The sequence below is a fragment of the Corynebacterium sp. NML 120412 genome, from assembly GCF_002285155.1.
Lineage (GTDB): Bacteria > Actinomycetota > Actinomycetes > Mycobacteriales > Mycobacteriaceae > Corynebacterium > Corynebacterium gottingense.
In genome coordinates, this window is sequence record NZ_NSGL01000001.1 from 897,254 (window position 1) to 921,261 (window position 24,008).

20 protein-coding genes, 1 tRNA gene, 3 rRNA genes and 1 other RNA gene are annotated in these 24,008 nt (G+C 59.0%); 6 read left to right on the plus strand and 19 right to left on the minus strand.

Annotated features, from left to right (window positions below):
• Nucleotides 1-243 precede the first annotated feature (243 nt).
• The 4 genes from CKJ84_RS12320 to CKJ84_RS04105 all read left to right on the plus strand — a co-directional run bounded on the left by CKJ84_RS12320 (nt 244) and on the right by CKJ84_RS04105 (nt 1,389).
• A complete protein-coding gene (locus CKJ84_RS12320) occupies nt 244-417 on the plus strand; it encodes a hypothetical protein (protein WP_167457443.1) in 174 nt (57 codons plus the stop codon).
• Nucleotides 418-559: 142 nt separating this feature from the next.
• Nucleotides 560-994 carry a nucleoside deaminase gene (locus CKJ84_RS04095; protein ID WP_369801153.1) on the plus strand — a complete coding sequence of 145 codons (435 nt, stop codon included), beginning with the start codon at nt 560-562 and terminating at the stop codon, nt 992-994.
• A 44-nt stretch (nt 995-1,038) separates the two neighbouring features.
• Nucleotides 1,039-1,251, plus strand: a complete 213-nt coding sequence (locus CKJ84_RS04100; RefSeq protein ID WP_095275245.1) for a CsbD family protein — start codon at nt 1,039-1,041, stop codon at nt 1,249-1,251.
• Nucleotides 1,252-1,301: 50 nt separating this feature from the next.
• Nucleotides 1,302-1,389, plus strand: a tRNA-Ser gene (locus CKJ84_RS04105).
• Nucleotides 1,390-1,514: 125 nt separating this feature from the next.
• Here CKJ84_RS04105 and CKJ84_RS12005 read toward each other — a convergent pair.
• The 6 genes from CKJ84_RS12005 to CKJ84_RS04130 all read right to left on the minus strand — a co-directional run bounded on the left by CKJ84_RS12005 (nt 1,515) and on the right by CKJ84_RS04130 (nt 10,373).
• Entirely contained in the window at nt 1,515-1,808 is a 294-nt protein-coding gene (locus CKJ84_RS12005; RefSeq protein ID WP_109561210.1) for a hypothetical protein, read from the minus strand.
• Between the two features lie 288 nt (nt 1,809-2,096).
• Nucleotides 2,097-3,026: a DDE-type integrase/transposase/recombinase gene (locus CKJ84_RS04110; RefSeq protein WP_095545992.1), complete on the minus strand. Its 930-nt coding sequence runs from the start codon at nt 3,024-3,026 to the stop codon at nt 2,097-2,099.
• Nucleotides 3,027-3,117: 91 nt separating this feature from the next.
• Nucleotides 3,118-4,467, minus strand: coding sequence for an IS256 family transposase (locus CKJ84_RS04115; protein ID WP_095546024.1), 1,350 nt, complete (start codon nt 4,465-4,467; stop codon nt 3,118-3,120).
• A 505-nt stretch (nt 4,468-4,972) separates the two neighbouring features.
• Nucleotides 4,973-5,090 (minus strand): 5S ribosomal RNA (rrf, locus tag CKJ84_RS04120).
• Nucleotides 5,091-5,263: 173 nt separating this feature from the next.
• Nucleotides 5,264-8,334: ribosomal RNA gene (locus CKJ84_RS04125) — 23S ribosomal RNA — on the minus strand.
• Nucleotides 8,335-8,856: 522 nt separating this feature from the next.
• Nucleotides 8,857-10,373: ribosomal RNA gene (locus CKJ84_RS04130) — 16S ribosomal RNA — on the minus strand.
• The 16S, 23S and 5S rRNA genes sit together here, the layout of an rRNA operon.
• 113 nt (nt 10,374-10,486) lie before the next feature.
• On the opposite strand from CKJ84_RS04130, the gene CKJ84_RS12010 reads away from it, so the two are divergent.
• Complete coding sequence (locus CKJ84_RS12010) at nt 10,487-10,972, plus strand: hypothetical protein (protein WP_143340307.1); 486 nt, start codon at nt 10,487-10,489, stop codon at nt 10,970-10,972.
• 26 nt (nt 10,973-10,998) lie between these two features.
• Here CKJ84_RS12010 and CKJ84_RS04135 read toward each other — a convergent pair whose 3' ends face one another.
• From CKJ84_RS04135 to CKJ84_RS04155, 5 genes are all read right to left on the minus strand, one after another.
• Nucleotides 10,999-11,754: an ABC transporter ATP-binding protein gene (locus tag CKJ84_RS04135; RefSeq protein WP_095546025.1), complete on the minus strand. Its 756-nt coding sequence runs from the start codon at nt 11,752-11,754 to the stop codon at nt 10,999-11,001.
• A complete protein-coding gene (locus tag CKJ84_RS04140) occupies nt 11,751-12,788 on the minus strand; it encodes an iron chelate uptake ABC transporter family permease subunit (RefSeq protein ID WP_233125479.1) in 1,038 nt (345 codons plus the stop codon). The genes CKJ84_RS04135 and CKJ84_RS04140 overlap by 4 nt, the downstream gene beginning before the upstream one ends.
• Nucleotides 12,781-13,764, minus strand: a complete 984-nt coding sequence (locus tag CKJ84_RS04145; RefSeq protein WP_095546027.1) for an ABC transporter permease — start codon at nt 13,762-13,764, stop codon at nt 12,781-12,783. Before CKJ84_RS04145 ends, CKJ84_RS04140 begins: the two co-directional genes overlap by 8 nt.
• A 3-nt stretch (nt 13,765-13,767) precedes the next feature.
• A complete protein-coding gene (locus tag CKJ84_RS04150) occupies nt 13,768-14,775 on the minus strand; it encodes a siderophore ABC transporter substrate-binding protein (RefSeq protein WP_095546028.1) in 1,008 nt (335 codons plus the stop codon).
• Nucleotides 14,776-14,975: 200 nt separating this feature from the next.
• Nucleotides 14,976-16,225, minus strand: a protein-coding gene (locus CKJ84_RS04155; protein ID WP_369801163.1) for an IS3 family transposase whose coding sequence is annotated in 2 segments (ribosomal slippage) — nt 14,976-15,877 and nt 15,877-16,225 — 1,251 coding nt in all. Because the reading frame shifts where the segments join, the coding sequence is not laid out codon by codon here.
• Between CKJ84_RS04155 and CKJ84_RS12590 the strand changes: the two genes are divergently transcribed.
• On the plus strand, nt 16,172-16,300 hold the full coding sequence (locus CKJ84_RS12590) for a hypothetical protein (protein WP_255407227.1): 129 nt from the start codon (nt 16,172-16,174) through the stop codon (nt 16,298-16,300). The two genes, CKJ84_RS04155 and CKJ84_RS12590, sit on opposite strands and share 54 nt — an antisense overlap.
• A gap of 106 nt (nt 16,301-16,406) precedes the next feature.
• Here the strand turns inward: CKJ84_RS12590 and ssrA are convergent.
• The 8 genes from ssrA to CKJ84_RS04195 all read right to left on the minus strand — a co-directional run bounded on the left by ssrA (nt 16,407) and on the right by CKJ84_RS04195 (nt 23,855).
• Nucleotides 16,407-16,790, minus strand: a transfer-messenger RNA (tmRNA) gene (gene ssrA, locus CKJ84_RS04160).
• A 70-nt stretch (nt 16,791-16,860) separates the two neighbouring features.
• Nucleotides 16,861-17,517 carry an SDR family oxidoreductase gene (locus tag CKJ84_RS04165; RefSeq protein WP_095546029.1) on the minus strand — a complete coding sequence of 219 codons (657 nt, stop codon included), beginning with the start codon at nt 17,515-17,517 and terminating at the stop codon, nt 16,861-16,863.
• Between the two features lie 24 nt (nt 17,518-17,541).
• Complete coding sequence (gene smpB, locus CKJ84_RS04170) at nt 17,542-18,039, minus strand: SsrA-binding protein SmpB (protein WP_095278951.1); 498 nt, start codon at nt 18,037-18,039, stop codon at nt 17,542-17,544.
• Between the two features lie 16 nt (nt 18,040-18,055).
• Nucleotides 18,056-18,958, minus strand: a complete 903-nt coding sequence (ftsX, locus tag CKJ84_RS04175; protein ID WP_095278950.1) for a permease-like cell division protein FtsX — start codon at nt 18,956-18,958, stop codon at nt 18,056-18,058.
• 2 nt (nt 18,959-18,960) lie between these two features.
• Nucleotides 18,961-19,653: a cell division ATP-binding protein FtsE gene (ftsE, locus tag CKJ84_RS04180; protein ID WP_095278949.1), complete on the minus strand. Its 693-nt coding sequence runs from the start codon at nt 19,651-19,653 to the stop codon at nt 18,961-18,963.
• Nucleotides 19,654-19,781: 128 nt separating this feature from the next.
• Nucleotides 19,782-21,155 carry an NAD-dependent succinate-semialdehyde dehydrogenase gene (locus CKJ84_RS04185; RefSeq protein WP_095546030.1) on the minus strand — a complete coding sequence of 458 codons (1,374 nt, stop codon included), beginning with the start codon at nt 21,153-21,155 and terminating at the stop codon, nt 19,782-19,784.
• Nucleotides 21,156-21,211: 56 nt separating this feature from the next.
• Nucleotides 21,212-22,438 carry an oxygenase MpaB family protein gene (locus CKJ84_RS04190; RefSeq protein WP_095546031.1) on the minus strand — a complete coding sequence of 409 codons (1,227 nt, stop codon included), beginning with the start codon at nt 22,436-22,438 and terminating at the stop codon, nt 21,212-21,214.
• Nucleotides 22,439-22,475: 37 nt separating this feature from the next.
• The gene (locus tag CKJ84_RS04195) at nt 22,476-23,855 is read right to left on the minus strand and encodes an oxygenase MpaB family protein (RefSeq protein ID WP_233125480.1); all 1,380 of its coding nucleotides are present in this window, start codon (nt 23,853-23,855) and stop codon (nt 22,476-22,478) included.
• Nucleotides 23,856-24,008 lie beyond the last annotated feature (153 nt).

The window sequence follows — 24,008 nt, forward strand, 5'->3', positions numbered from 1 at the left end:
GCGTTTGGAGTTCAGTCCTCTTGAGTAGGACAAAGTTATCAGCGGATCGGGGGGGTGCCCAAGGGGACAGCCATTCCTGATGTCGGGTGGGCTTTCTGCACCGTCATAGGAGCCGCTATCACCGGGGCAACAGTAGCCCCGAGCCACCACAAGAAACGCAGTAATCGCGTAAAGTTCCATTACACGTGGTGCAGATAGGCTCGCGGCAGCGTGTGTACTTAACGATCAAATACAGGAGGACTCATGAACGGGCACAAAATATCTCCCAATGCGATTGTCGTTGCACTATTTGGGCTGGCAATCTCGAGTTATGTCGCCATCACAAACAAGTCGATCCTCGGATTCATCATCCTCATGCTGCTCACCATAGTTGCAGCTGTACTGGTTAATCGCATCAAAAACAGTCATCAAGAATAACCAGGAAGTAAAGTCGTCTGCCCGACGCTGCCCCGACTTCTACTCTGCGGTGGCGGGGTGGGTGGGGTGGGCGCCGCCGGTGTGGTTGCCGGCTCGGGGTGGCCTTCGTCTGGCTCGGTGTTTCGGTGGGGTGTGGTGTCGGGTGTTTGACGAGAAGACCATGTGTTTGATGGCAGCTGCCCCGGCCGGCGACGTGCCCGTCGGCGCGCTCGTCTTTGATGCGGCGGGGCGCGTCGTGGGCAGGGGAGTCAACCGCAGGGAGGCGGACGGCGACCCGACCGCGCACGCCGAGGTGGAGGCGATCCGCGCCGCCGCCCGTGAGCTGGGCACGTGGCGCCTGGACGGCTGCGAGTTGGTGGTCACGCTGGAGCCGTGCACGATGTGCGCCGGCGCCATCCTCGGCGCACGCGTCGCCTCCCTGGTCTTCGGTGCGTGGGAGCCCAAGACCGGGGCGGTGGGCTCGCTTTTCGACGCCCTCCGCGACCCCCACCACCTCCACACCGTCGAGGTGCGCGCGGGGGTGCTGGCGGAGGAAAACGCGGCGCTGCTGGGGACGTTCTTCCGGGACCTTCGGTAAGCTGGGCAGCGTTAGCAACAGACTCGACCGAAAAGGAGACCGTCATGGGTTTTGAGGACAAGGCAGACCAGCTCAAGGGCAAGGCCAAGGAGGCAGCCGGCGAGGTTACGGACAACGAAAGCCTGGAGAACGAGGGCAAGGCCGACCAGCTCAAGGGCGGCGTGCGCGAGAAGCTCGAGGACGCTGGCGACGCAGTGAAGGACAAGTTCAACGAGGTCGCTGGCAAGGTCCAGGACCGCGTCGACGGCGAGAAGTAAGCCGCGGGCGGATTTGGTCTCCGGCGCACCCTACCGTTATTCTGTTTCACGGTAGCGTGTCCGAGCGGCCGAAGGTGCTCGCCTCGAAAGCGAGTGAGGGTCAAACCTCCGCGGGTTCAAATCCCGCCGCTACCGCCAAAGAAAAGTGGCGCATCCCCGGATGTTGGGGGTGCGCCACTTTTTGCGTTCGTACTTGTTTGAGCCTCTAGACTTCAATCTAGAGGCTAACTATATTGGCCTTACAGCGGTTCCATATCTATAGACTATGCGAAGTTTCCATAGCCAGAAATTGTGCTCACCCATAAGAACGCTGATACGACGAAAAACGCGGCGAATGTGAAGGCAAAAGCACGCCATGATCGGTCGCTAAGCCGATCCTTTTTCAACATGTAGACAGACATGGCTAATACGCCCAACACCACCAATGAAGGTAGAGGTAGCCCATAGAAAACGAAAGGTATTGGAAGCCATGTGGACAGGAGCACTCCGCCATAAAGGGTTGCGAAGCCCAAGACAATTCCAAAAAGCACTTCCGGAATGATCGTTCTTTCTTTCACAACAAATTCCTTACCAATCAGTTTATCTTGATCAGACCACCGTTCTTAGCCTGCGCATGACATTCATTGATGGCGCCTGAAGCGTCCTGGGTTTAGTTCCTACCTCTGCTAAGGAAGGATTGGCACTATACCCAGAGAGTATTCTGCCGAGCTCAAAGAGATGGCGGTCCATTGCCACTACCTGTACAAACAAAAGAGCCTGTTTGACGAGATCCCCGTGACGAGATCCTTGCGGTTTGGGCCTGCGGATGTTTTGTTGGAGTGCCCCGTGGGCTTGTGTGTTGTTGTTTAGACTCCAAGTGCTTGGCGGTGTTCGGCGATGGTGGCATAGCCGTTGCCTAGCGTCGACTTCAGCCTGGTGTGGGTGTAGAAGTCGATGTAGTTGTCAATATAGTCTCGCATTTGTGCCACCGTCATCTTTTTGGTGGCGGGTCTGCCTTTGAGCAGTTCTTGTTTCATCGTGCCGAAGAACCCCTCGGTGCGCGCGTTATCACCACTTGTGCCTTTCCGTGACAGTGACGGGATGTATCGCCACCGCCTCTGGCACCATTCCCCTGTGGCGCATGCCTTGCACCCGGTGATGTTGTGGGCGTGGTCGGTAATCAGGTTGACCCAGCGTGTGCTGCGGTAGAGCCCTCCACGATCCGAGTGCAGGATCGGTTGCGCATCAGCAGGTTTTACCGCGTCGATCCGTTCAATCATCCCGGCAACCAGCTCATGGTTTGGCGTTTGTGACATGGTCACAGCAATGGGCATCCCGTCGAAGAAGTCGATGGCTGCTGACAAGTAGAGCCTGCCGTCACTGCAGCGGATTTCGCTGACATCGGTACCAATTTTCTGCCAAGGTTGATCCGCGTGAAAATCATGGGTCAACCCCTTACTGTGCGCATACCGGGTGAAATACTGCGAGTGCGCCACCTCAGGGCGGGCAAGGGTATGTGTCTCATTAGCAGGGCGCTCGTTATCGCCAATGAGCAGCAGGTTTGCCGGGCGGTGCGCGGTCTCGCCGGTGTATGAGGAGTACTTCGTGGATGCTTTTGCTGGTGGGTGGCAGCCGAGTGTGTCCATCAGCTCACGCACAATTTTTTCCGATATGCGATGCCCACCGCGAACAAGCCACGCGTGGATGCGCCGGTAGCCGTAGCTTTGCCCGCACTCATCGACTGCCTGGCGGATGAGTACTTTGTACTTGTCGCGGCGTGCCTTGCGTTTTGCCACACTGCGTTGGTGTTTGCCCTGGTGGTGATAAAACGTTGACTGCGCGATCCCGGCAAGAGAGTGTCCGATTGTTTGTGTGCGGGGGCTTGGTTTACAAGTAGTCCGCGAATCGGTCGGGGTAAGCCACGGCTAGTTGGTTGATGGCTTGTTTCCACCCGGTGGCTTTCGCTCCTTCAATATAGCCGTTGCGCTCAATGTCGCGCTTCGCTTTCTTCGCCCGCTGAGCAGCACGTTTGTCCTCGATGTTGCAGATCATCAGCCAAAGCGTCTTCAGCGCCGCGGTATCGTTCGGGAACTGACCCCGGTTTCGAGTAGCTTTACGCAGTTCAGCATTCAGCGACTCGATCGAATTGGTGGTGTAGAGCACCCGCCTGGCCGCAGGCGGGAACTGCAGAAACGGCACGAACCGCTCCCAGGCGTCGCGCCAGACTTTGACCGACTGGGGGTATCTCCGGCCCAGTTCACTGGCCTCGAACGCATCCAGGTTGGCGCGTGCGGTCTCCTCGTTGTTGGCGGTGTAGACCTCACGTAGCGCGCGGGAGACAAGTTTGCGGTCCTGATAAGACACCCACCGGTTCGCAGCCCGAATCAGGTGCACAATGCAGGTCTGCACCATGGAATTCGGCCAGGTCGCCTCCACAGCTTCCGGCAGGCCTTTGAGCCCGTCGCAGCACACGATGAACACGTCCTGGACCCCGCGGTTGGCCAGATCTGCGCACACCGATGCCCAGAATGCGGCGCCTTCATTCTCAGCGATCCACAATCCCAGGATGTGCTTGATGCCGTCCATGTCGACACCAACTGCCATGTAGCAAGCCTTGTTGACCACGCGGTGGCCGTCACGAATCTTCACGCGTAGCGCGTCGAGGAAGATCACCGGGTAAAACTCGTCGAGCTGCCGGTTTTGCCAGATCATGACCTCTTCCAAGACCGCATCGGTAATGGTACTGATCGTATCCGGGCTCATATCCACCCCAAGCGTGGTCGCAAGATGGTGCTGAATATCGCGCACTGTCATCCCACCGGCGTAGAGCGAGACGATCATGTCGTCAAGCTCGGTCAACCGGCGTGCGCCTTTGGGCACCATACGGGGAGTAAACGTGCCGGCACGATCCCTGGGCACGGTTACTTCCACCGCGCCGTAGCCAGAATTGACGGTCTTGGTGTACGACCCGTTGCGGTGGTTATTCTCCTGCGCGGTTTCGACCTGGGCTTTGGTCTTGCGGTCGGAATGGCCGTAGCCCAAGTGCGCATCCATCTCCGCCTGTAGACCAGCGTTGATCGATGCCTGGAGCAGGCCTTTGACCAACTCGCTTGCATCCTCAGTGGAGGTCGACAGCTCGCTGATCAAGCTGGAGAGTTCAGGGTTTTCCATCAGCTTCTCGCTGATCTCGTTGACCCTCGCCGGGTCATGGTTGTTCTTCGGTGACACCGTAGTCATTATCGGTGAAACTCCTTCTAGATGAGAGCCTCACACACAAACTTTCTGACACCCTCCTACTCTGCGGTCGCAGAGAAAACGTCTCGGCGGGCTCACTAGCGAACCGCCCCCTCCCTTTCGTTTTGCAATGGCAGAGTCAACACACGGGAACCCCAAACACTCAACGAGGATGCACTCTGCGGTGGCAGAATAGGCGTCTCGGTGTGCCACTCTTCCAAGTCACTCTGCGGCCACAGAGTAGAACACGGGACGCCCCGTCCTAAGACGGCACGGTACGCGCCACGGATTTCCCAACCCCCTGTCCGCTCTGCGGTGGCAGAGTGATCCACGGCAACCCCAGACACCCAGCGAAGATCCCAGGCCCCGCACACGCACAAGCACCACCGGCCCCCGCACTGCACCCCACCCCGCGCGGGAATAGAAAAAGCGCCCCGCCGGGTATGGACCAACAACAGGTCCCACCCGACGGGGCGCACAAACAGTATTCAATTATTTATAGTTATTGGGTCGGCGGTAACCTACTCTCCCACACCCTCCCGAGTGCAGTACCATCAGCGCGGGCGGGCTTAGCTTCCGGGTTCGGAATGGGACCGGGCGTTTCCCCGCCGCCATCAACCACCGACACACCCACGGGGCATGCCAGCCACCAACCACCAACGGTTGGTGATGCGACAGTCAAAATATTCAACAATATGAACAGTTAGCCAACAGTGTGCTGTGCCAGCACTGCATAGTGGACGCAAACAAATCGTTTCGCAAACCTACAACACCACAAGTGTATCCACGTGTGTGCAAAAGTGTTTGATCAACGGCGGATTAGTACCAGTCACCTCCACACCTTACGATGCTTCCAGATCTGGCCTATCAACCCAGTCATCTCCTGGGCGCCTAAGAAACCTCATCTCAAAACAGGCTTCCCGCTTAGATGCTTTCAGCGGTTATCCCTCCCGTACGTAGCCAACCAGCAATGCTCCTGGCGGAACAACTGGCACACCAGAGGTACGTCCGTCCCGGTCCTCTCGTACTAGGGACAGCCTTCTTCAAGTTTCAACGCGCGCGGCGGATAGAGACCGAACTGTCTCACGACGTTCTGAACCCAGCTCGCGTGCCGCTTTAATGGGCGAACAGCCCAACCCTTGGGACCTACTCCAGCCCCAGGATGCGACGAGCCGACATCGAGGTGCCAAACCATCCCGTCGATATGGACTCTTGGGGAAGATCAGCCTGTTATCCCCGGGGTACCTTTTATCCGTTGAGCGACACCACATCCACAAGTAGGTGCCGGATCACTAGTCCCGACTTTCGTCCCTGCTCGACTTGTAAGTCTCACAGTCAAGCTCCCTTGTGCACTTACACTCTAAACACCTGATTGCCAACCAGGCTGAGGGAACCTTTGGGCGCCTCCGTTACATTTTGGGAGGCAACCGCCCCAGTTAAACTACCCACCAGGCACTGTCCCCAACCCAGATCATGGGCCAAGGTTAGATATCCACTACGGTCAGAGTGGTATTTCAACAACGACTCCACACCAACTAGCGTCAATGCTTCACAGTCTCCCACCTATCCTACACAAACCGCACCGAATGCCAATACCAAGCTATAGTGAAGGTCCCGGGGTCTTTTCGTCCTGCCGCGCGAAACGAGCATCTTTACTCGTACTGCAATTTCACCGGGCCTGTGGTTGAGACAGCAGGGGAGTCGTTACGCCATTCGTGCAGGTCGGAACTTACCCGACAAGGAATTTCGCTACCTTAGGATGGTTATAGTTACCACCGCCGTTTACTGGGGCTTAAATTCTCCGCTTCGACCCAAAAAAGATCTAACAGGTCCTCGTAACCTTCCAGCACCGGGCAGGCGTCAGTCCGTATACATCAACTTAACCGTCTTCGCACGGACCTGTGTTTTTGATAAACAGTCGCTCCCCTCTCTTCTCTGCGACCCACACCAGCACACCACACGACAATGCAGCTACCAGCACAGGTCCCCCTTCTCCCGAAGTTACGGGGGAATTTTGCCGAATTCCTTAACCACAGTTCACCCGACCGCTTTAGTATTCTCTACCTGACCACCTGTGTCGGTTTCGGGTACGGGCCGTATGCACACTCGCTAGAGGCTTTTCTCGACAGCACAGGATCACCAACATCACCCAAAAAAGGGCTACGCATCACGCCTCACACACAAAAACGATGGCATTTCACACACCGTCGTGCCACACGCTTACACCACAATCCAATAAGTGGCTTGGCTACCACACTGCGTCACCCCATCACTTGACTACAACGACTCAGGCCCCACGCATCACACCAACCCAGGGCAACAAAGTTACCCCATGGCCAGCGATCAGGGTGGTTAGTATCACCGCTTCATCACTTGACGCACACACACGGGTACGGGAATATCAACCCGTTGACCATCGACTACGCCTGTCGGCCTCGCCTTAGGACCCGACTCACCCTGGGAAGACGAACTTGACCCAGGAACCCTTAGTCATCCAGCGGTAAGGATTCTCACCTTACACTCGTTACTCATGCCTGCATTCTCACTCGCACACAGTCCACAACCCCTCACGGTACTGCTTCACACCATGCACGACGCTCCCCTACCCAACAAAACATTGTTGCCGCGGCTTCGGCGGTGTACTTGAGCCCCACTACATTGTCGGCGCGGAACCACTCGACCAGTGAGCTATTACGCACTCTTTCAAGGATGGCTGCTTCTAAGCCAACCTCCTGGCTGTCTTCGCGATCCCACATCCTTTTCCACTTAGTACACCCTTAGGGGCCTTAACCGGCGATCTGGGCTGTTTCCCTCTCGACTATGAAGCTTATCCCCCACAGTCTCACTGCTGTACAACACTTACACCGGCATTCGGAGTTTGGCTGATGTTGCTAAGATGATAGTCCCGCTCAACCAACCAGTAGCTCTACCTCCGGCAAGCTCATACAACGCTGCACCTAAATGCATTTCGGGGAGAACCAGCTATCACGGAGTTTGATTGGCCTTTCACCCCTACCCACAACTCATCCCCGCAGTTTTCAACCTACGTGGGTTCGCGCCTCCACAACCTCTTACAGCTGCTTCACACTGGCCATGGGTAGATCACCCCGCTTCGGGTCCAGGACATGCCACTAACAACACCCAATGAGGATTCGCTTTCGCTACGACTACCCCTAACGGGTTAACCTCGCGACATGCCGCTGACTCGCAGGCTCATTCTTCAAAAGGCACGCCATCACACACAAGAAGTGCTCTGACGGATTGTAAGCGCACGGTTTCAGGAACTCTTTCACTCCCCTCCCGGGGTACTTTTCACCATTCCCTCACGGTACTATCCACTATCGGTCACACTGAGTATTTAGGCTTACCGGGTGGTCCCGGCAGATTCACAGCAGATTCCACGAGCCCGCTGCTACTCGGGGCAACAACAACACACACGCACACGCCTTCACGTACAGGACTCTCACCCACTCCGGCGCACCATCCCAGATGCTTCCGCTAACACGCACGCGCACGCTCCTGGTCAGCAGCCCAGAAACACTGCACCCCACAACACCACACACGCAACCCCTGCCAGGTATCACACGCACATGGTTTAGCCTCATCCACGTTCGCTCGCCGCTACTAGCAGAATCACAATTGTTTTCTTCTCCTACGGGTACTGAGATGTTTCACTTCCCCGCGTCAACCTCCACACAGACTATGCATTCATCTGCAGGTAACACCACACAACCGGTGCTGGGTTCCCCCATTCGGACATCCTCGGATCAACGCTTTGTTGACAACTCCCCGAGGCATAACGCAGCCTCACACGTCCTTCATCGGCTCAGCATGCCAAGGCATCCACCGTACGCCCTGAATAACCAAACAATTATCCAACACACACAAACACACACCACCACACAACGGGCGGCGCATGCTCAGATACACAAAACACAAAAACAGTCTTGCAAACTTACAAAACAAAAAATCCTTCACAACACCACACCCCAAGCACACACAAACATGCGCACAAGGATGCGGCAAAGAAGAAAGATGCTCGCGTCCACTATACAGTTCTCACACAACACACCCACACCACAACAACCACACACCACAAACAGCGCAGTGATCATTCACGTGCAGGCCAACAAGACAACCACAACCACACACAACATAAACGTCGTGCGCAGGCCATGTGCTGCCCCAGACACCCAACAGCATGCCAACATACCCAAAACCATGTTTGCGGAACACTTGGTCACACACCCGCGCCACACAAAGCAGAAGCATCCAACCCTGCCGGTGCGCATCCACCCGGAATTTATACAAAACAAATACGTGGCAGTCACACCTTAGGCGACATCAACCACCAACCCACAACCGTGGGCACAACAATAAAAAGCTCCTTAGAAAGGAGGTGATCCAGCCGCACCTTCCGGTACGGCTACCTTGTTACGACTTCGTCCCAATCGCCGATCCCACCTTCGACCACTCCCTAACAAGTTTGGGCCATGGGCTTCGGGTGTTACCAACTTTCATGACGTGACGGGCGGTGTGTACAAGGCCCGGGAACGTATTCACCGCAGCGTTGCTGATCTGCGATTACTAGCGACTCCGACTTCATGGGGTCGAGTTGCAGACCCCAATCCGAACTACGACCGGCTTTCAGCGATTAGCACACCCTCACAGGATCGCACACGCGTTGTACCGACCATTGTAGCATGTGTGAAGCCCTGGACATAAGGGGCATGATGATTTGACGTCATCCCCACCTTCCTCCGAGTTCACCCCGGCAGTCTCTCATGAGTCCCCAACCAAATGCTGGCAACATAAGACAAGGGTTGCGCTCGTTGCGGGACTTAACCCAACATCTCACGACACGAGCTGACGACAACCATGCACCACCTGTACACCAGCCACAAAGGGAAAGACTATCTCTAGCCCGATCCAGTGTATGTCAAGCCCAGGTAAGGTTCTTCGCGTTGCATCGAATTAATCCACATGCTCCGCCGCTTGTGCGGGCCCCCGTCAATTCCTTTGAGTTTTAGCCTTGCGGCCGTACTCCCCAGGCGGGGCGCTTAATGCGTTAGCTACGGCACGAACCCCGTGGAAGGGACTCACACCTAGCGCCCACCGTTTACGGCATGGACTACCAGGGTATCTAATCCTGTTCGCTCCCCATGCTTTCGCTCCTCAGCGTCAGTTACTGCCCAGAGACCTGCCTTCGCCATCGGTGTTCCTCCTGATATCTGCGCATTCCACCGCTACACCAGGAATTCCAGTCTCCCCTACAGCACTCAAGTTATGCCCGTATCGCCTGCAACCCCGCAGTTAAGCTGCGGTATTCCACAAACGACGCGACAAACCACCTACGAGCTCTTTACGCCCAGTAATTCCGGACAACGCTCGCACCCTACGTATTACCGCGGCTGCTGGCACGTAGTTAGCCGGTGCTTCTTCTCAACCTACCGTCACAAAAGCTTCGTCGGTTGCGAAAGGAGTTTACAACCCGAAGGCCGTCATCCCCCACGCGGCGTCGCTGCATCAGGCTTGCGCCCATTGTGCAATATTCCCCACTGCTGCCTCCCGTAGGAGTCTGGGCCGTATCTCAGTCCCAATGTGGCCGTACACCCTCTCAGGCCGGCTACCCGTCGACGCCTTGGTAGGCCATTACCCCACCAACAAGCTGATAGGCCGCGAGCTCATCCCATACCGCAAAAGCTTTCCACCACCCCATCCAAGAAGTGGTCATATTCGGTATTAGACCCAGTTTCCCAGGCTTATCCCAAAGTACAGGGCAGATCACCCACGTGTTACTCACCCGTTCGCCACTCGAGTACCCTGCAAGCAGGGCCTTTCCGTTCGACTTGCATGTGTTAAGCACGCCGCCAGCGTTCATCCTGAGCCAGGATCAAACTCTCCACAAAAAGTTTCAGCAAGAAACAAAGGCCGTGAAAAGCCCAAACCTAACCAAAAACAAACCAACCCACACCACAACCAAATGCAGTGCAGGACTGGCAAATCCTCAAATTACCTTCTCATGCCGACCCAACCCGACGGGGCAAAAACAGGCCGACACAACAAAAAATATAGTTACAAAACGCGAATCAAATCACGCACCATAACCAGCAAACACCACCTGCAACTAGAGGTTCACAAGCAGCGCCACCGGCACACACCAACCACACAAAACGTGCAGCCAGCACAACACAGGCACGCAACCAATCCACAAACAAAAGTACATTGGCACACTATCGAGTTCTCAAACAACACACGCACACCAGACCAACCAGTCAAACACAACCAATCAGTGCTCGGCAGCGGAAAACAACGTTACACACAAGGTAAACAAAAGTCAAAATCGAGGAAAATCTCAACCAAACTCAAGCAACCAAGCCCGCAACTCTGTGAAATTATCTCGTTCCCTCCGAGCGACTCACTCGCTCTCGGCAACGAGGAAATACTTAACCACGAACAACACAAACACGCAAACCCCCAGCACAACGAGTATTTTTCCAAGCCCTAAGTGAAGAGTTATAGCGCATACGCCGATTAGTGGTACGTCGCCAATGGCCCATGGGGCCCTTCGATCACTTTCACCGGCGTATTGAAAATTTGGGTTAACAACTCGTCGCGCATGATCTCGTCCGGCGTGCCAAAGGCGGCAATCTGTCCGTCCTTCGCCACGCAGATGTAGTCGGCGTAGCGCGCGGCGAAGTTGATGTCGTGCAGCACGATGATGATGGTGCGTCCGAATTCCTTGGCCGCCGAGTACAGGTGCTTCATCATCTCCACGGAGTGGGCGATGTCGAGGTTGTTCAGTGGCTCGTCGAGAAGCACATAGTCCGTCTCTTGGCACAGGACCATCGCGACGTAGGCGCGCTGGCGCTGGCCACCGGAAAGCTGGTCAAGGTAGCGCTCTTCGAGGTCGCGGAGTCCCAAAAAATCGATGTACTTGGAGATGATCTCCTCGTCCTCGTCGTTCAGGCGGCCATGCGTGTACGGAAAACGACCAAAGCCAACGAGCTGGCGCACGGTCAGACGTGTGACGAAGTGGTTCTCCTGGCGCAGGATGGAGATAATCTTTGCCAGGTCCTTCGACTTTGCGCTGGTCACTTCCATGCTCCCGATCTCGACAGTGCCAGAATCAATCGACAGCAGCCGCCCAATCATGGTCAGCAGGGTGGACTTCCCCGCGCCATTCGGTCCGACCAGTGCCGTGATGCCACCGGCCGGGATCTGGATGTTAACTGGCCCAATGGCCACGTCCTCGTTGTACGCCTTGCTGACGTTGCTGAGCGTAATCACAAGCGCCCCTTCCTTAGGATGACCACCAAGAAGGTGATGCCCCCGACGAGCTCAATGATGATGGACACCACGCCTTGTGCGTAGAAGACGTGGTTCATAACAAAGTACGCGCCGGCCAAGATGCAGTAGCCCAGCACCATGGCCATCGGGAAAATGTAGCGGTGGTCGTAGGTGTCGGTGAACTGGTACGCCAGCGTGGCTACCAAAAATCCCAAGAACGTCATCGGGCCGACCAGCGCGGTCGATACCGCCATCAGTACGGAAACCAGCACCAGGGTAAACACAGCGTGCGCCTTGTGGTTCACGCCGAGGTTCAGCGCCACGTCACGCGCCAGTCCCAGAACGTTGAGTCGCTGCGAGTTCAGCGCCAGCAACGCCACTGCCACGACGACCAGCGGCACTGCCAGCGGATAGTAGGCGGGGTCCGCATTGTTGACGGAGCCGAAGAGTCGCGCGGTGAGCACGTCGAATTCGCTCGGTGTCAGCATGCGCTGCATAAACGTAGAGACGCTGCCCAATCCCCCGCCAATGACAATGCCAACCAGCAGCATGGCGTGCATGTTCCTACCGTCGCCGGTGAGCAGCCACGAGTACAGCACCAACGACAGCCCAACCATGAGCACGAGCTGCACCACAAACATCTGCAGCGTGTGCGCGTTCGCCAGCCCCGCAGCGCCAAAGAAGTAAATGGTGGCGGTATGAATCGCGATGTAGAGCGACTCGAACCCCATGATCGAGGGGGTAAGAATACGGTTATTCGTCACCGTTTGGAAGGCAACGGTCGCCGCAGCCTGGCACACGGCGACGATGAGCATGGCCACCACAGCGTTTGAACGGCGCTCGGCGATGAGCCAATAGCCGCGCGAGCCGAAATCCATTGGGTTGTCGTAGCCAATAAGGCCGAAGGTAAACAGCAGTGCGGCGAGCAGCAGCCCGCCAAGCACCAGCCAATAGCGCTTTTTGCTTGTCGACGTCTGAAACGCGCCGATCCCCCTACTTGCCCCTGCATCGTTCACCTGGTTCGATCTATCCACGTCGCGTTTGCCTCACAATCAGCGCGACGAACACGATTGCCCCAACCACGCCGAGAATCACGGACACCGGCATCTCAAATGGCGCAATAATCGTGCGTCCCAACAGGTCACACGCGGTCACAATGCCGACGCCAAGCAGACAGACCCATGGCAGATTGGACCGGAGGTCGTCGCCACGCACCATGCTCACGATGTTGGGCACGATCAGTCCCAAAAAAGGAAGATTCCCCACAACAACGGTGACCAAGCCCGCAGCGATTGCAACGAGGCCCGTGCCAACAAGGACGATGCGGTTGTAGTTCAACCCGATGTTGGTGGCAATGTCCTCGCCGAGGCCGGCAGCGGTGAGCCGGTCCGCGTAGAAGAACACGGCGACAACCACCAGCAGCACTACCCACAACACCTCGTATTGGCCAGCGATTACGCTGGTGAGCGACCCTGCGAACCACACGCCGAGTGACTGCAGTAGGTCCGTCTGCAGTGCCCAAAACGTCGAGATGGAGCTGACCACGGCGCCGAGCATGATGCCCACGATCGGCACGATCAGGCTCGAGCGCAGCGTGACACGACGCAGGAATGCGAAAACCACCATGGTTCCCACGAAGGCAAAGACCACGGAGATAAGCATCCGGACAATAATCGAGGCATCCGGTACGAACACGTAGGAAGCCAACAGCCCCAACCCTGCCCACTCGGTGGTACCCGTGGTGGTTGGCTCGACGAATCGGTTTTGGGTGAGCATTTGCATGATCAGCCCGCTCATCGCCATAGCTGCACCAGCGAGCAGGAGCGCGATGGTGCGGGGCACGCGGGTGGTTTGAAACATCTTCCACCCGTCGTCAGTGCCCAAAATGTCGTACTGGCCGACTGCCAGCGACGCAAGTAGCAGGCATACCACGACACCCGCACCCACCCCGAGCTTCCAATTCAAAAGCGCGGGGCGGGTGGGGGTGTCGGTCTGGTGCGGTGCTGTCATTAACTACGCGGCTTCAAAATTCTCGGCGAGCTCGTTAAGGATCTCGGTGTACGTGATGATCGACTCGTTAGTGTACGTGTCATTCGGTGCGACATATACGTGATCCTCCTGAATGGCCTTCACGTTCTGCAGCGCGGCGGAATCGGCAAGCACGCTGAGTGCAGCCGGCGAGTCTTCCGTCTTGATCGCGGCGTCGCGGTCGAGCGCAAGGATCCAATCCGGGTTTGCATCGGCAATAGCCTCGACGGAGATGTCATCGCCCTGGTGGTCGTCGGATGCGTTGTCCACCTCGAGCGCCGGGGTCATGCCAAGCAGGTCAAACAGCGGGCCCCACACACGCCCAAGTCTTGGCGCAACGTAGCCAATCTCGCCGCCGGAGACGTTGACGGCCATGACCTTCTGCTCCGGGTTGTAGGCCTTCTTCGCACGCTCGAGCGCGTCCTTGAAGTCCTGAATGGTCTGCTCTGCTTCAGCCTCCTTGCCAAAGATGGCGCCGAGCGCCTCGGTCTGACGGATCAGCTCGGCGTCGAGGCTCTCGCCCTCGCGCGGCTCGAAGTCGACGAGCACAGCGTCAGGGGCAAGCTTCTCAATGTCCTGGTCGTACTTTTCGAAGCGCTGGCCAGAGACAATGACGTCTGGCTCAGCCGCCACAATCGCCTCCAGGTTGGGCTCGCGATGATTGCCGATGTCGATGATTTCCTTGTCATCCGCAATCCCCGGAATGCTCACCGGCACCAGTGCTCGCGCCGCGGCCACGGGCTTGACGCCCCACTGGTCCAGCAGCTCAAAAGAGCGGTTATCCAGCGCAACGACACGCTTCGGCGGGCTCGGCACTTCCTTCGAGCCGTAGTTGTCCTCCACGGTCACGGCATTTTCCGCCTGGGCAGTATCGCTTGTCGACGCCGCGTCGCCCTCCCCGCCCGTCGATTCTTCAGCTCCAGAACAACCCGTAATCGTCAGGGCTGCGGCGGTAACGACCGCGGCGAGCGCGGTGCGGGGGTGTCGGTGCATGGACACGTACTCCTTTTTCAAATAAGTAAGGATAGGGTTACCTGACAAAAACTAGGGCAGCGGGAAAAGTTAGGCAACCCTCACCCCCGCAGCGGCACATAATTACACTACACACATGTTTCCAAATTCCCCGCCGGGGGTAAAAAGAAAATCCCGGCGAGTAAAATGAACTAGCCCCCGAAAGTTGGACTGGTTTAATTCTAAGCGGTTAGGGGTTCAAGGGTCTGATTCCGATATTGCATCGGGGTCAGGCCCTTGAGTCGTTGTTGGATGCGTTCGGTGTTGTACCACCCGATGTACTCATCGATCGCCTGGTTGAACTCTGCGACGGTGTCGAAGACTTCACCGTGGTACATCTCTGTCTTCAAGTGTCCAAAGAAGTTCTCCATGACCGCGTTGTCGTAGCAGTTGGCTTTACGCGACATCGACTGCACACCACCGTTGTCGCCGATCAGGTCACGCCAGGAGGCATGCTGGTACTGGAAGCCTTGATCGGTGTGCATCATCCACCCGGGTTCAGGCGCACACGCCGCGATCGCCTTGGATAAAGAATCGGCGGTAAAGGCTGTCGACGGCGATGTGGCCACGGTGTGAGCGACGATGGAGCGGTCGAACAAGTCCATCACCGGTGACAAATACACCTTGCGGCCTTGGACCCTGAACTCGGTGACGTCGCTGACAAAGACGGTGTTTGGCTTATCCGGGGTGAACTTGCGGTCGAGTGTGTTGTCGGCGATGTGGCTGATCGTCCCAGCGTAGGAAACATAAGGCCTGCGTTGGCGGACCTTGGCTCGCAGCCCCATCTCGCGCATGAGTTTGTAGACGAGCTTGTGGTTGACCACCCAGCCCTGGTTACGCAGATCGAGTAGTACTCGCCGGTAGCCGTAGCGATGCTTGTTACGTTCGAAGCTTTCCCGAATCGCATCTTTAAGCGCGGCGTGCTTATCCGGTTGGCTGAGTCGTTTCTGGTGGTAGAAGAATGTCGACCGTGGGATACCAGCTGCCTCTAGGAGGTATTCCAAGCGGTGGTGCGACTTGAGAATGACGATCGCCTGGACTTTCAGGCGCGTCCCTGATTCCTCAAGTCCCGCAATTTTTTTAGATAAGCGTTTTCCGCTTCCAACCGCGCGATCTGACGGCGCAGCTGCTCTTCCTCGCTAAGCCGCTTCGGGACGGCCGAGCCTCTGGGCCTGCCTTTCGGCTTCGGTTTTAGTGCCTCATCGCCACCTTTGCGCCATTTCCACACCCAGTCTTTGACGAGTTGGTCTGACGACAGGCCAAACTCATGGGCAAGATCCATTCTTGTCTCGCCAGCAAGGTGGCGTTGGACAACTTCCTTTTTGATCTCGAACGAGTACTGCTGCTTTGTCGGTTTCTCCACAAGACATAGCCTGCCATGCAGCTGAAACCGACGGTACAACGTACGGACGGCGTATTTGGAGACACCCAGAGCATTGGCAGCGGCTATAGAGCCCATGCCTTGCTCGAAAAGCTCAACCAACTGCTCGCGCTGCCGCTCACTTAGCGAACTTCGTGCTCTCAAAGAAAACTACTCCCCACTAGTCGGTAACTGATTTCTCAGTCCAACTAATGGGGAGCAGTTCAAAAACTACTCGCCGGGATTTCCCATTCGGTGGAGCCGCCGGGAATTGAACCCGGGTCCTTCATCACCGCGCCAGGGCTTCTCCGTGCGCAGTCCGCGCGCTACCTCTGCTCGGCCCTCCGGATCAGGCGGACATGTCCGGATGATGAGCCCAGTAAGTGTGAAGCGTCCCTCCCAAAGGCCCACTCACAAGCCCGGGAGGCGAGTCCCCTAAGTCGATGCCAGGTACCGGGTCGGGGACGTCCCCGGCCTGACAGACTCGCGGTCGCTAGCTCTTAGGCAGCGAGGGCGAAGTCACGCTGAGAGTTCTTCTCTGCGTTTATTGGTTGCTGCGACGCTTACGGTGGTCTCCAGCCTGCACCGGCACGCTTCCCCTGGCTAAGTCGATGAAGTCGAAACCTGAATCGACCCCTTGTCAACTACGGGAACCGTAGGAGAAGTAACTTTACCTCTCCCCCTCTTCAACTGCAAGCACCCGGCGCCTATTCCAGGCCGGTCGGCGTGATCCGGAGGAAGTCCACCACCGCATCGGGGCCGGCGTCGATGGCGAGGCGCGCGGCCTTGGCCACCGAGGTCGCCGCCATCTTCGGGGCATCACCGTGCTGCGGAGCTGCGATCATGTCCGTGTTCGTTCGCCCGGGGTGCAAGGAGGTGACGCGGATGGCGCCGGCTTCTTCCAGGCGCAGCGCGTCGGTGAAGCCGCGGAGCGCGAACTTTGACGCGCAGTACGCGGAGTTTTCGGGAACACCGAAGAAGCCGGCGCCTGAGTTGATGGTGAGGAGGAGTCCACGTGAGCGTCGTAAAGCGGGCAGCAATTCCCTGGTGAGGGTGATGGGCGCGTGGACATTGACCTCCATCGACTCCCGCCACTGCGCCTCGGTGAGCTCGGTGAAGGGGGCCTTGTGCAGCACTCCGGCCGCGTGGACGAGCACGTCGACTTGCTCGATGGCGCGGGCGGCGCGAATGAGCGCCTCGGTATCGGTAAGGTCCACCTCGAAGGGCTCCGCGCTTGGCAGCGCGCGGACAACCTCGGAGGCATCGCGCGACGCACCCGCGATGATGTGGTGGTCCTTGCCAAGCTCCTCGGCGATCGCACGGCCGATGCCGCGGGACGCGCCGGTAATCAGTACAGTCTTCATGGGCACCACCGTAGCGTGAAGAGGCTAAGCCTTGATCCCCTTGAACTTGCGGCCCAGGTCGCGGGCGATCTCGCGGTCCTCGGTGCGACGCTTGATGGAACGCCGCTTATCGTAGTCCTGCTTGCCCTGCCCCAGGCCGAGCTCCAGCTTCGCGCGGCCGTCCTTGAGGTACAGGGACAGCGGAATGAGGGTGCGGTTGCCGTCGCGAATCTTGCCCTCCAGCGAGTCGATCTCGCGGCGGTGCAGCAAGAGCTTGCGGGTGCGGCGCGGCGGGTGGTTGGTCCAGTGGCCGCGCGAGTACTCGGGAATGTGCATATTGCGCAGCCAGACCTCGCCGTTATCAATGGTGGCGAAGGCCTCGACCAGCGAGACCTTGCCCTCGCGCAAGGCCTTGATTTCCGTGCCGTAGAGCACGATGCCAGTCTCCCAGGTGTCCAAGATGGTGTAGTCATGCCGAGCTTTCCGGTTGGTCGCGAGGACACCGGTGTTGCTCAGCTTCTTCTTTTTACTCTTCTTGGCCATAGGAGCAACAAGTGTACTACTTACGCACGTAAGAACGAAGTGCCACCTGCGCCGCCACCGCGCCGACGACCATGGCGCCGAGCCCCACGAGCGGCATGACGGTCCACACCGCGGAGTCCGGCACGCGCGCGATCAGCGACGACGAGTACAGGTCGCCCAGCATCGGATCGACGATGGAGCGCTTTGCCACCCACGTGAGAATCGTTGCCAGCACCGCGCCCACGAACACGGAAATCAGCGCCTCCAGCACGAACGGCGCCTGCGTGAACCAGCGGGACGCGCCGACCATGCGCATGATGCCGATCTGGTCGCGGCGATTGAACGCGGCGAGCTGCACCATATTCACAATGAGGAAGATCGCCGCCAGCGCCTGCGCCGCGGCAACGGTGAAGGTCACGTTACGGAACGTATCCATCGTGCCGGCCGCCTCGCGCACCGTGTCCGCCTGGTCCGTCACGACGGTCACCTGCGGCATCGACGAGATCTTCTCAATCGGTGAGGTATCCGCCGGATCCGCCAGGCGCACGTGCAGCGCCGCCGGCAGCGCGTCCGGGGTCGTCTCGCGCACCAGGTCCGGCTCGGACTCCTCGAACAGCTCCTTGAACCGCTCGTACGACTGCTCGCGAGAGCGGAACGTTACCTGCTCTACCCCGCTATCCCCCTGCAGCGCGTCGCGCACCTCCTTGCAGGCGTCGGATGAGCAGTCCTTGTCGTTTGCGGAGATGTCCTCGTCCAGCTCCACCATGACCTCGACGCGGTCCAGGTACAGGTCCTTCGTCTCGCTCGTCGCCTGCGAAATCAAGATGCCCGCTCCGACGAGCACCAGCGACAAGGCGGTCGTGATGATCAGAGCAATGGTCATGGTGACGTTGCGCCCCAGCCCGCGGAATCCTTCGCGGAAAATGAAATTCCAGTTCACAGCTATCCCCTCACGTTTCCGTACACGCCGTGCTCGTCGTCGCGCACGAGTCGGCCCAAATCGAGTTCCATCACGCGCTTGCGCATGTCGTTCACCGCGCGGGCGTTGTGCGTGGACATCACCACGGTGGTCCCCATCCGGTTGATGCGCGAGAGCAGCGCCAGGATCCCATCGGCGGTCGCAGGGTCGAGGTTGCCCGTGGGCTCGTCGGCAAGCATGAGCGCAGGCTTATCGACGAAAGCGCGCGCAATCGCCACACGCTGCTGCTCACCGCCAGACAGCTCGTGCGGCATGCGGTTCGCCTTGGCATCCAAACCGACTAGCTCGAGCGCCTCCGGCACCAGCTTTTTGATGCGCTCCTTCGATTTGCCAATCACCTCCAGCGCGAACGCGACGTTGTCGTACACGCTGAGCTTGGGCAGCAGCCGGAAGTCCTGGAAGACGTAGCCGATGGACTGGCGCAGCTTGTTCACCTCTTTGCCGCGCAGCTCGTTGACGTGGAAGTCGTTGAAATAGATGTCTCCGGAAGAGACGTTCTCCTCCCGGATCATCAGCTGCAGGAAGGTGGATTTACCGGAGCCGGACGGGCCGATGAGGAAGACGAAGTCCCCGTCTCCGATCGTGAACGACACGTCGTCCAGCGCAGGCCGGGTCGACGTGGGGTAAACCTTGGTGACGTTGGAGAATTTGATCACCGGACCGACTTTACCTGTTACCGGTGTGACAGGTGAAGCCCCAGACCGCGCTTGCGCTGCGCAATCTGGGGCTTCACCCTCGCCCCGCGCGCCGCCTGCGAGCGACAACGCGCGAGTCTGTGAACTTGTTAGTCGTTCACGTAGAGGTACTGCTTGTTCACGAACTCATCGAGCGCGAACACGGACAGCTCGCGGCCGAAGCCGGAGCGCTTCACGCCACCGAACGGCAGCACGGCGGAGAAGTACTGGCCGAGGTTGACGTGGATCATGCCGGTGTCGATCTGGTCCGCGACCTTGATCGCACGGTCGGTGTCCTCGGAGAACACTGCGCCACCCAGGCCCTGGCGGGAGTTGTTGGCCAGCGCCACCGCTTCCTCCTCGGACGAGACCTTGTAGATCTCAGCGACCGGGCCGAAGAACTCCTCGTAGTACTCGTCAGAGCCGACCGGGAGGTCGGTGAGCACTGCCGGGGAGTAGTACGCGGTGGTGTCGTCCAGCTCGCCGCCGGTGCGCAGCGTCGCACCCGCCTTGACGGCGCGCTTGACCTGGTCGTCCAGCAGCTCCGCGGCGTTGCGGGAAGACATCGGGTAGTACTCGTTCTCGCCCGGGTTGGACGGGTCACCCTTCTTGTAGGACTCCGCAATCTTCACCATCTCGTCGACGAACTCGTCGTAGATGTCCTCCATGACGATGATGCGCTTGTTGGAGGTACACACCTGGCCCGCGTTCTGCACGCGCTTCGCCCACGCATCCTGCGCGGCAGTCTTGATGTCGGCGGAGTCCAGGATGACGTACGGGTCGGTACCGCCAAGCTCCAGGACGACCTTCTTCAGGTTCTTGCCCGCGGTCTCCGCGACCTTCGCGCCGGCACGCTCGGAACCAGTCAGGGAAACACCCTGGACGCGCGGGTCCGCGATGATGGTCTCGATCTGGTCGTGGGAGGCGTACACGTTGGTAAACACGCCGTCCGGCAGGCCCGCCTCCTTGAGGATCGCCTCAAACGCCGCGGCGGACTTCGGGGTGATCTCTGCGTGCTTGAGCAGGATGCAGTTACCGTTCATCAGGTTCGGGCCGGCGAAGCGAGCCACCTGGTAGATCGGGAAGTTCCACGGCATGATGCCGAGCAGGGTGCCCAGCGGGAGGCGGCGGACTACTGCCTTGCCGCCCGGGACGTCGACTTTTTGGTCAGCGCAGTGCTCGGCCGCGTGGTCGGCGTAGAACTGCAGGATGTCGCCGGAGAAGTCGGCCTCCCACTCGCCTTCCGGGACCGACTTGCCCATCTCCTCAGCCATGATCTTGGCCAGCTCGTTCTTCCGTTCCTTGAGCAGCTGCGCAGCCTTGCCGACGATCGCCGCACGCTCCTCGTACGACGTGTGACGCCAGGACTGGAACGCCTCGTCGGACTTGGCCAGGATCTCCTGCACCTGCTCGTCCGTGGGGTGATCGAACGTCTCGACGACCTCGTTGGTCATCGGGTTCTGTACGCGGTACGGGTTAGACATCGTGTCCTATTTTCCTCTCGTAGATTACTTTCTCGTGCTGTTTGTGAACTCTACCACTACGCGCCGGGCCTGTAAGCCCCGTCGCTCATCTTTACGCCTTCGTCCTGGGACATGTAGGAGGTGTCCTGCGTGAGGGCGTCGAGAAGCGCCTGGTGGTTCTGCGCGACTTCCTTCTCCAGCGCTTCGGGGTTCGCGCGCAGCAGGTCGAATCGTTGCTGCACCAGCGGCAGGTCGAGCTCGACGAACGGGCGGGAAACGGGCTGCGGGACGTTGAACTGGTCCGCAATCTCGTCGCCGTGCATGAGACGGGTCGCGGTGTACATCCAGTCATCGATGGACTCGTCCGGGAACGGCAGCATGGCCTTGACGTTGGTGCGGAAGCCGTTAAAGAGCGCGTCGATGAGGGCGCGGGACGCATCGTTCGGCTCGCCGTCGACGGCGTGAATCGCGTCGATCGTTGCCTGGGAGGCGTCGATGTCCGTCTCATTGTCCAGCAGGTCGGTCGGAATGCCGAGCATGATGCCCACGACTTTCCACAGGTAGAACAGGTCCTGCTCCTCCTCCACCGTCAGCCTGTAACCCAGGTTCCGCAGGTACGTGAACGCGATGTAGGTGAAGTCGAACCAGGTGCGGAGCATGTCGAACTCGCTGATCGGGCGGCCCCACTCCGCGTAGTCCAGCCCCAGCTGGCCCTGCACCCGGCGGACGTGGGCGTGCATCGCGCGCACCATGCCGGTGTGGACGTAGCTGACGTTGCCCGGCTTCAGCCCGTCCTTCAGGTAGACGGAGTAGATCCAGTTGGTGGTGTACGCCAGACGGTGCACGGCGCCCTCGGTGAGCTCGCCAGTGTTCACCAGGACGTTTGCAATCGACGGGGTGATGTAGGTGTGGATCAGCGCACCCGGCCCGAGCGACAGGTTCTGCGCAAGCACCGGGATCGCCAGCGCCGCCTGCTGCCCGCGCTCGAGGCGCTCCCAGTCGACGCCGTCGAGGGCCGCGTTCATGTCGTCGATAAGCGCCTTGACCTCGGGCAGCGTGGCATCGGTCGCCTCGCCGCGTGCGAGTGCCTCGCGCAGGTTCGGCATGATCTCCTTGCTCTTGTGGCCGCTGGTAAACAGCGCATCCGCAATGGGATCGGTCGCCCAAAACGCCTGCTCAAAGCACTGCGCGCGGGCTTCGCCGAACTTTGCAGCGAAATCGTCACGGTCGCCGCGCGCCGACGGCCACTCGGAGCGGTCGTAGTGGTCCTGCGCGAGCGGGTTTTCAGTAAAGGTCTGGGTCATGATGGGTCTCCTTGTAGTTGGGTGTGGCAGCGCGGGGTTAGCGCAGGCCTTCCTTGGATGTGTCGTGCAGCTTGTACTCGGCCTTGACGTCCGGGGCCTTCTCGGCCACGTAGTCCTCGATCTGCTGGAAAACGTCAGACCACGGCGGCTTGCCGTCTCCGGCCTTCTTGGCCTTCTTGGCCTGCGCGCCCGGGAGCTTGTCCAGCAGGCGGTAGATGACCGCCTCGGACTTCGCCTTGAGCAGGAATGCGATCTTCCAGTGCAGGTACGGGGTCCCTTCAAAGCGCGACCCCTTGACCATGAACTTCGTGTCCTCGTCGCCGATGATCAGCGACAGCGCACCGAGCACCTGCCCCGGCATCTTCGGATCAAGGTCTTCCAGAATGCCCATGAGCGCGGTGGCGACGCGCACGTGGTAATCGGAGGAGTAGCCGCCGTTGGCGTAGATGAAGTCGGTCATCTTGCGCATCTCGTCGCCCGTCTTCGGGATCAGACGCTCCTCGGCGCCCATGAGGTGCAGGACCCACGCCCAGTACATGGCGACGTCGTCCCACTCCTCGCCCGTGTGTGGGCGCCCGAAGAACTCGTCAACCCCGATCGGCATGAGGGCGAACCAGCCTTCGCCGGAGACGAGGAAGGAGGAGCCGATCGGGCGACCGAATTCGTTGTAGTGCTCAGGACCCCACAGCTTTTCCAGGCCTCGGTTTGCCTGCGCGTGCAGCAGGCGCACGCGCACCGCTGCTTTGAGGCCGTCACTGTAGCGGTCGAACACGCCCTTCTTGCCCAGGTCAACGAAGAACTTCACCGTCTCGATGATGCGAGTGAAGGACTCGATCTCAAACATCGCTGTCTCGCCCGTCGCCGCGGAAGTGCGGTCCTCCATCGTGGTGGCCCAGTAGGCGAATCCGATGGAGAGCAGCTCTGCCGACGGCGTCACGTTGTAGTAGGCGATGCGGCCACGCTCCGCGGCCTCGAGGTCGATCCACTCCGGGATGTTGTCTACCTCGGCGAAGAACTCCACGAGCTCCGGCGACGGGTCGGCCACAGTGTCGATTCCGCTGTTGAGCGCCTGCTCGAAGTCCGCGCGGGACTTCTCGGCGCCATCGCGCTTAAACGCCTCCGCCAGCTTCGAGCCAGTCTCGTCGGTCTGCCACATGTGATCATCCAGCAGTTTGGTCTGGAAGCTGTCGTAGCCCTCCCAGGTGTCGGCCACCGTGTGCCACCGGTCAAAGAGGTTGTGGCGCAGCTTCGACCAGCCGGGGCGCTTCACGCGACGCTTCGGTGCCGGCCGCAGCGGCATCCCGTCGCGGTAGAAGTAGCGGAAGTCCTCGTAAGGATTGTCCGACATGGGGAGAATCTCCGGGCGCACCGGATTTTGATACTGATGCTCCTCGCGGACATCTGTGCTGGCAGTCATCGTCATCCCGTTTCTCTGCACTTTTGCGCCGCCCCTTGCGGGCGGCTGGGTTGGTTCGCTTGCCGCAAATAGAGTGATAGTAACCGCCTTCCACCCGCGCATGTTACCTATCCGATAGTCATGCAGTGGTGTATTGCCGGTCACTTTTTGCGT

Coding starts and splice junctions, on each gene's coding strand:
- CKJ84_RS04165 (WP_095546029.1), bottom strand. CDS start 17,517: ATGAAGACTGTACTGATTACCGGCGCGTCCCGCGGCATCGGCCGTGCG.
- CKJ84_RS04100 (WP_095275245.1), top strand. CDS start 1,039: ATGGGTTTTGAGGACAAGGCAGACCAGCTCAAGGGCAAGGCCAAGGAG.
- CKJ84_RS04190 (WP_095546031.1), bottom strand. CDS start 22,438: ATGACCCAGACCTTTACTGAAAACCCGCTCGCGCAGGACCACTACGAC.
- CKJ84_RS04185 (WP_095546030.1), bottom strand. CDS start 21,155: ATGTCTAACCCGTACCGCGTACAGAACCCGATGACCAACGAGGTCGTC.
- CKJ84_RS12010 (WP_143340307.1), top strand. CDS start 10,487: ATGCCGACCCAACCCGACGGGGCAAAAACAGGCCGACACAACAAAAAA.
- CKJ84_RS04145 (WP_095546027.1), bottom strand. CDS start 13,764: ATGACAGCACCGCACCAGACCGACACCCCCACCCGCCCCGCGCTTTTG.
- CKJ84_RS04195 (WP_233125480.1), bottom strand. CDS start 23,855: ATGACTGCCAGCACAGATGTCCGCGAGGAGCATCAGTATCAAAATCCG.
- CKJ84_RS12590 (WP_255407227.1), top strand. CDS start 16,172: ATGCAGCTGAAACCGACGGTACAACGTACGGACGGCGTATTTGGAGAC.
- CKJ84_RS04150 (WP_095546028.1), bottom strand. CDS start 14,775: ATGCACCGACACCCCCGCACCGCGCTCGCCGCGGTCGTTACCGCCGCA.
- CKJ84_RS04115 (WP_095546024.1), bottom strand. CDS start 4,467: ATGACTACGGTGTCACCGAAGAACAACCATGACCCGGCGAGGGTCAAC.
- smpB (WP_095278951.1), bottom strand. CDS start 18,039: ATGGCCAAGAAGAGTAAAAAGAAGAAGCTGAGCAACACCGGTGTCCTC.
- CKJ84_RS12320 (WP_167457443.1), top strand. CDS start 244: ATGAACGGGCACAAAATATCTCCCAATGCGATTGTCGTTGCACTATTT.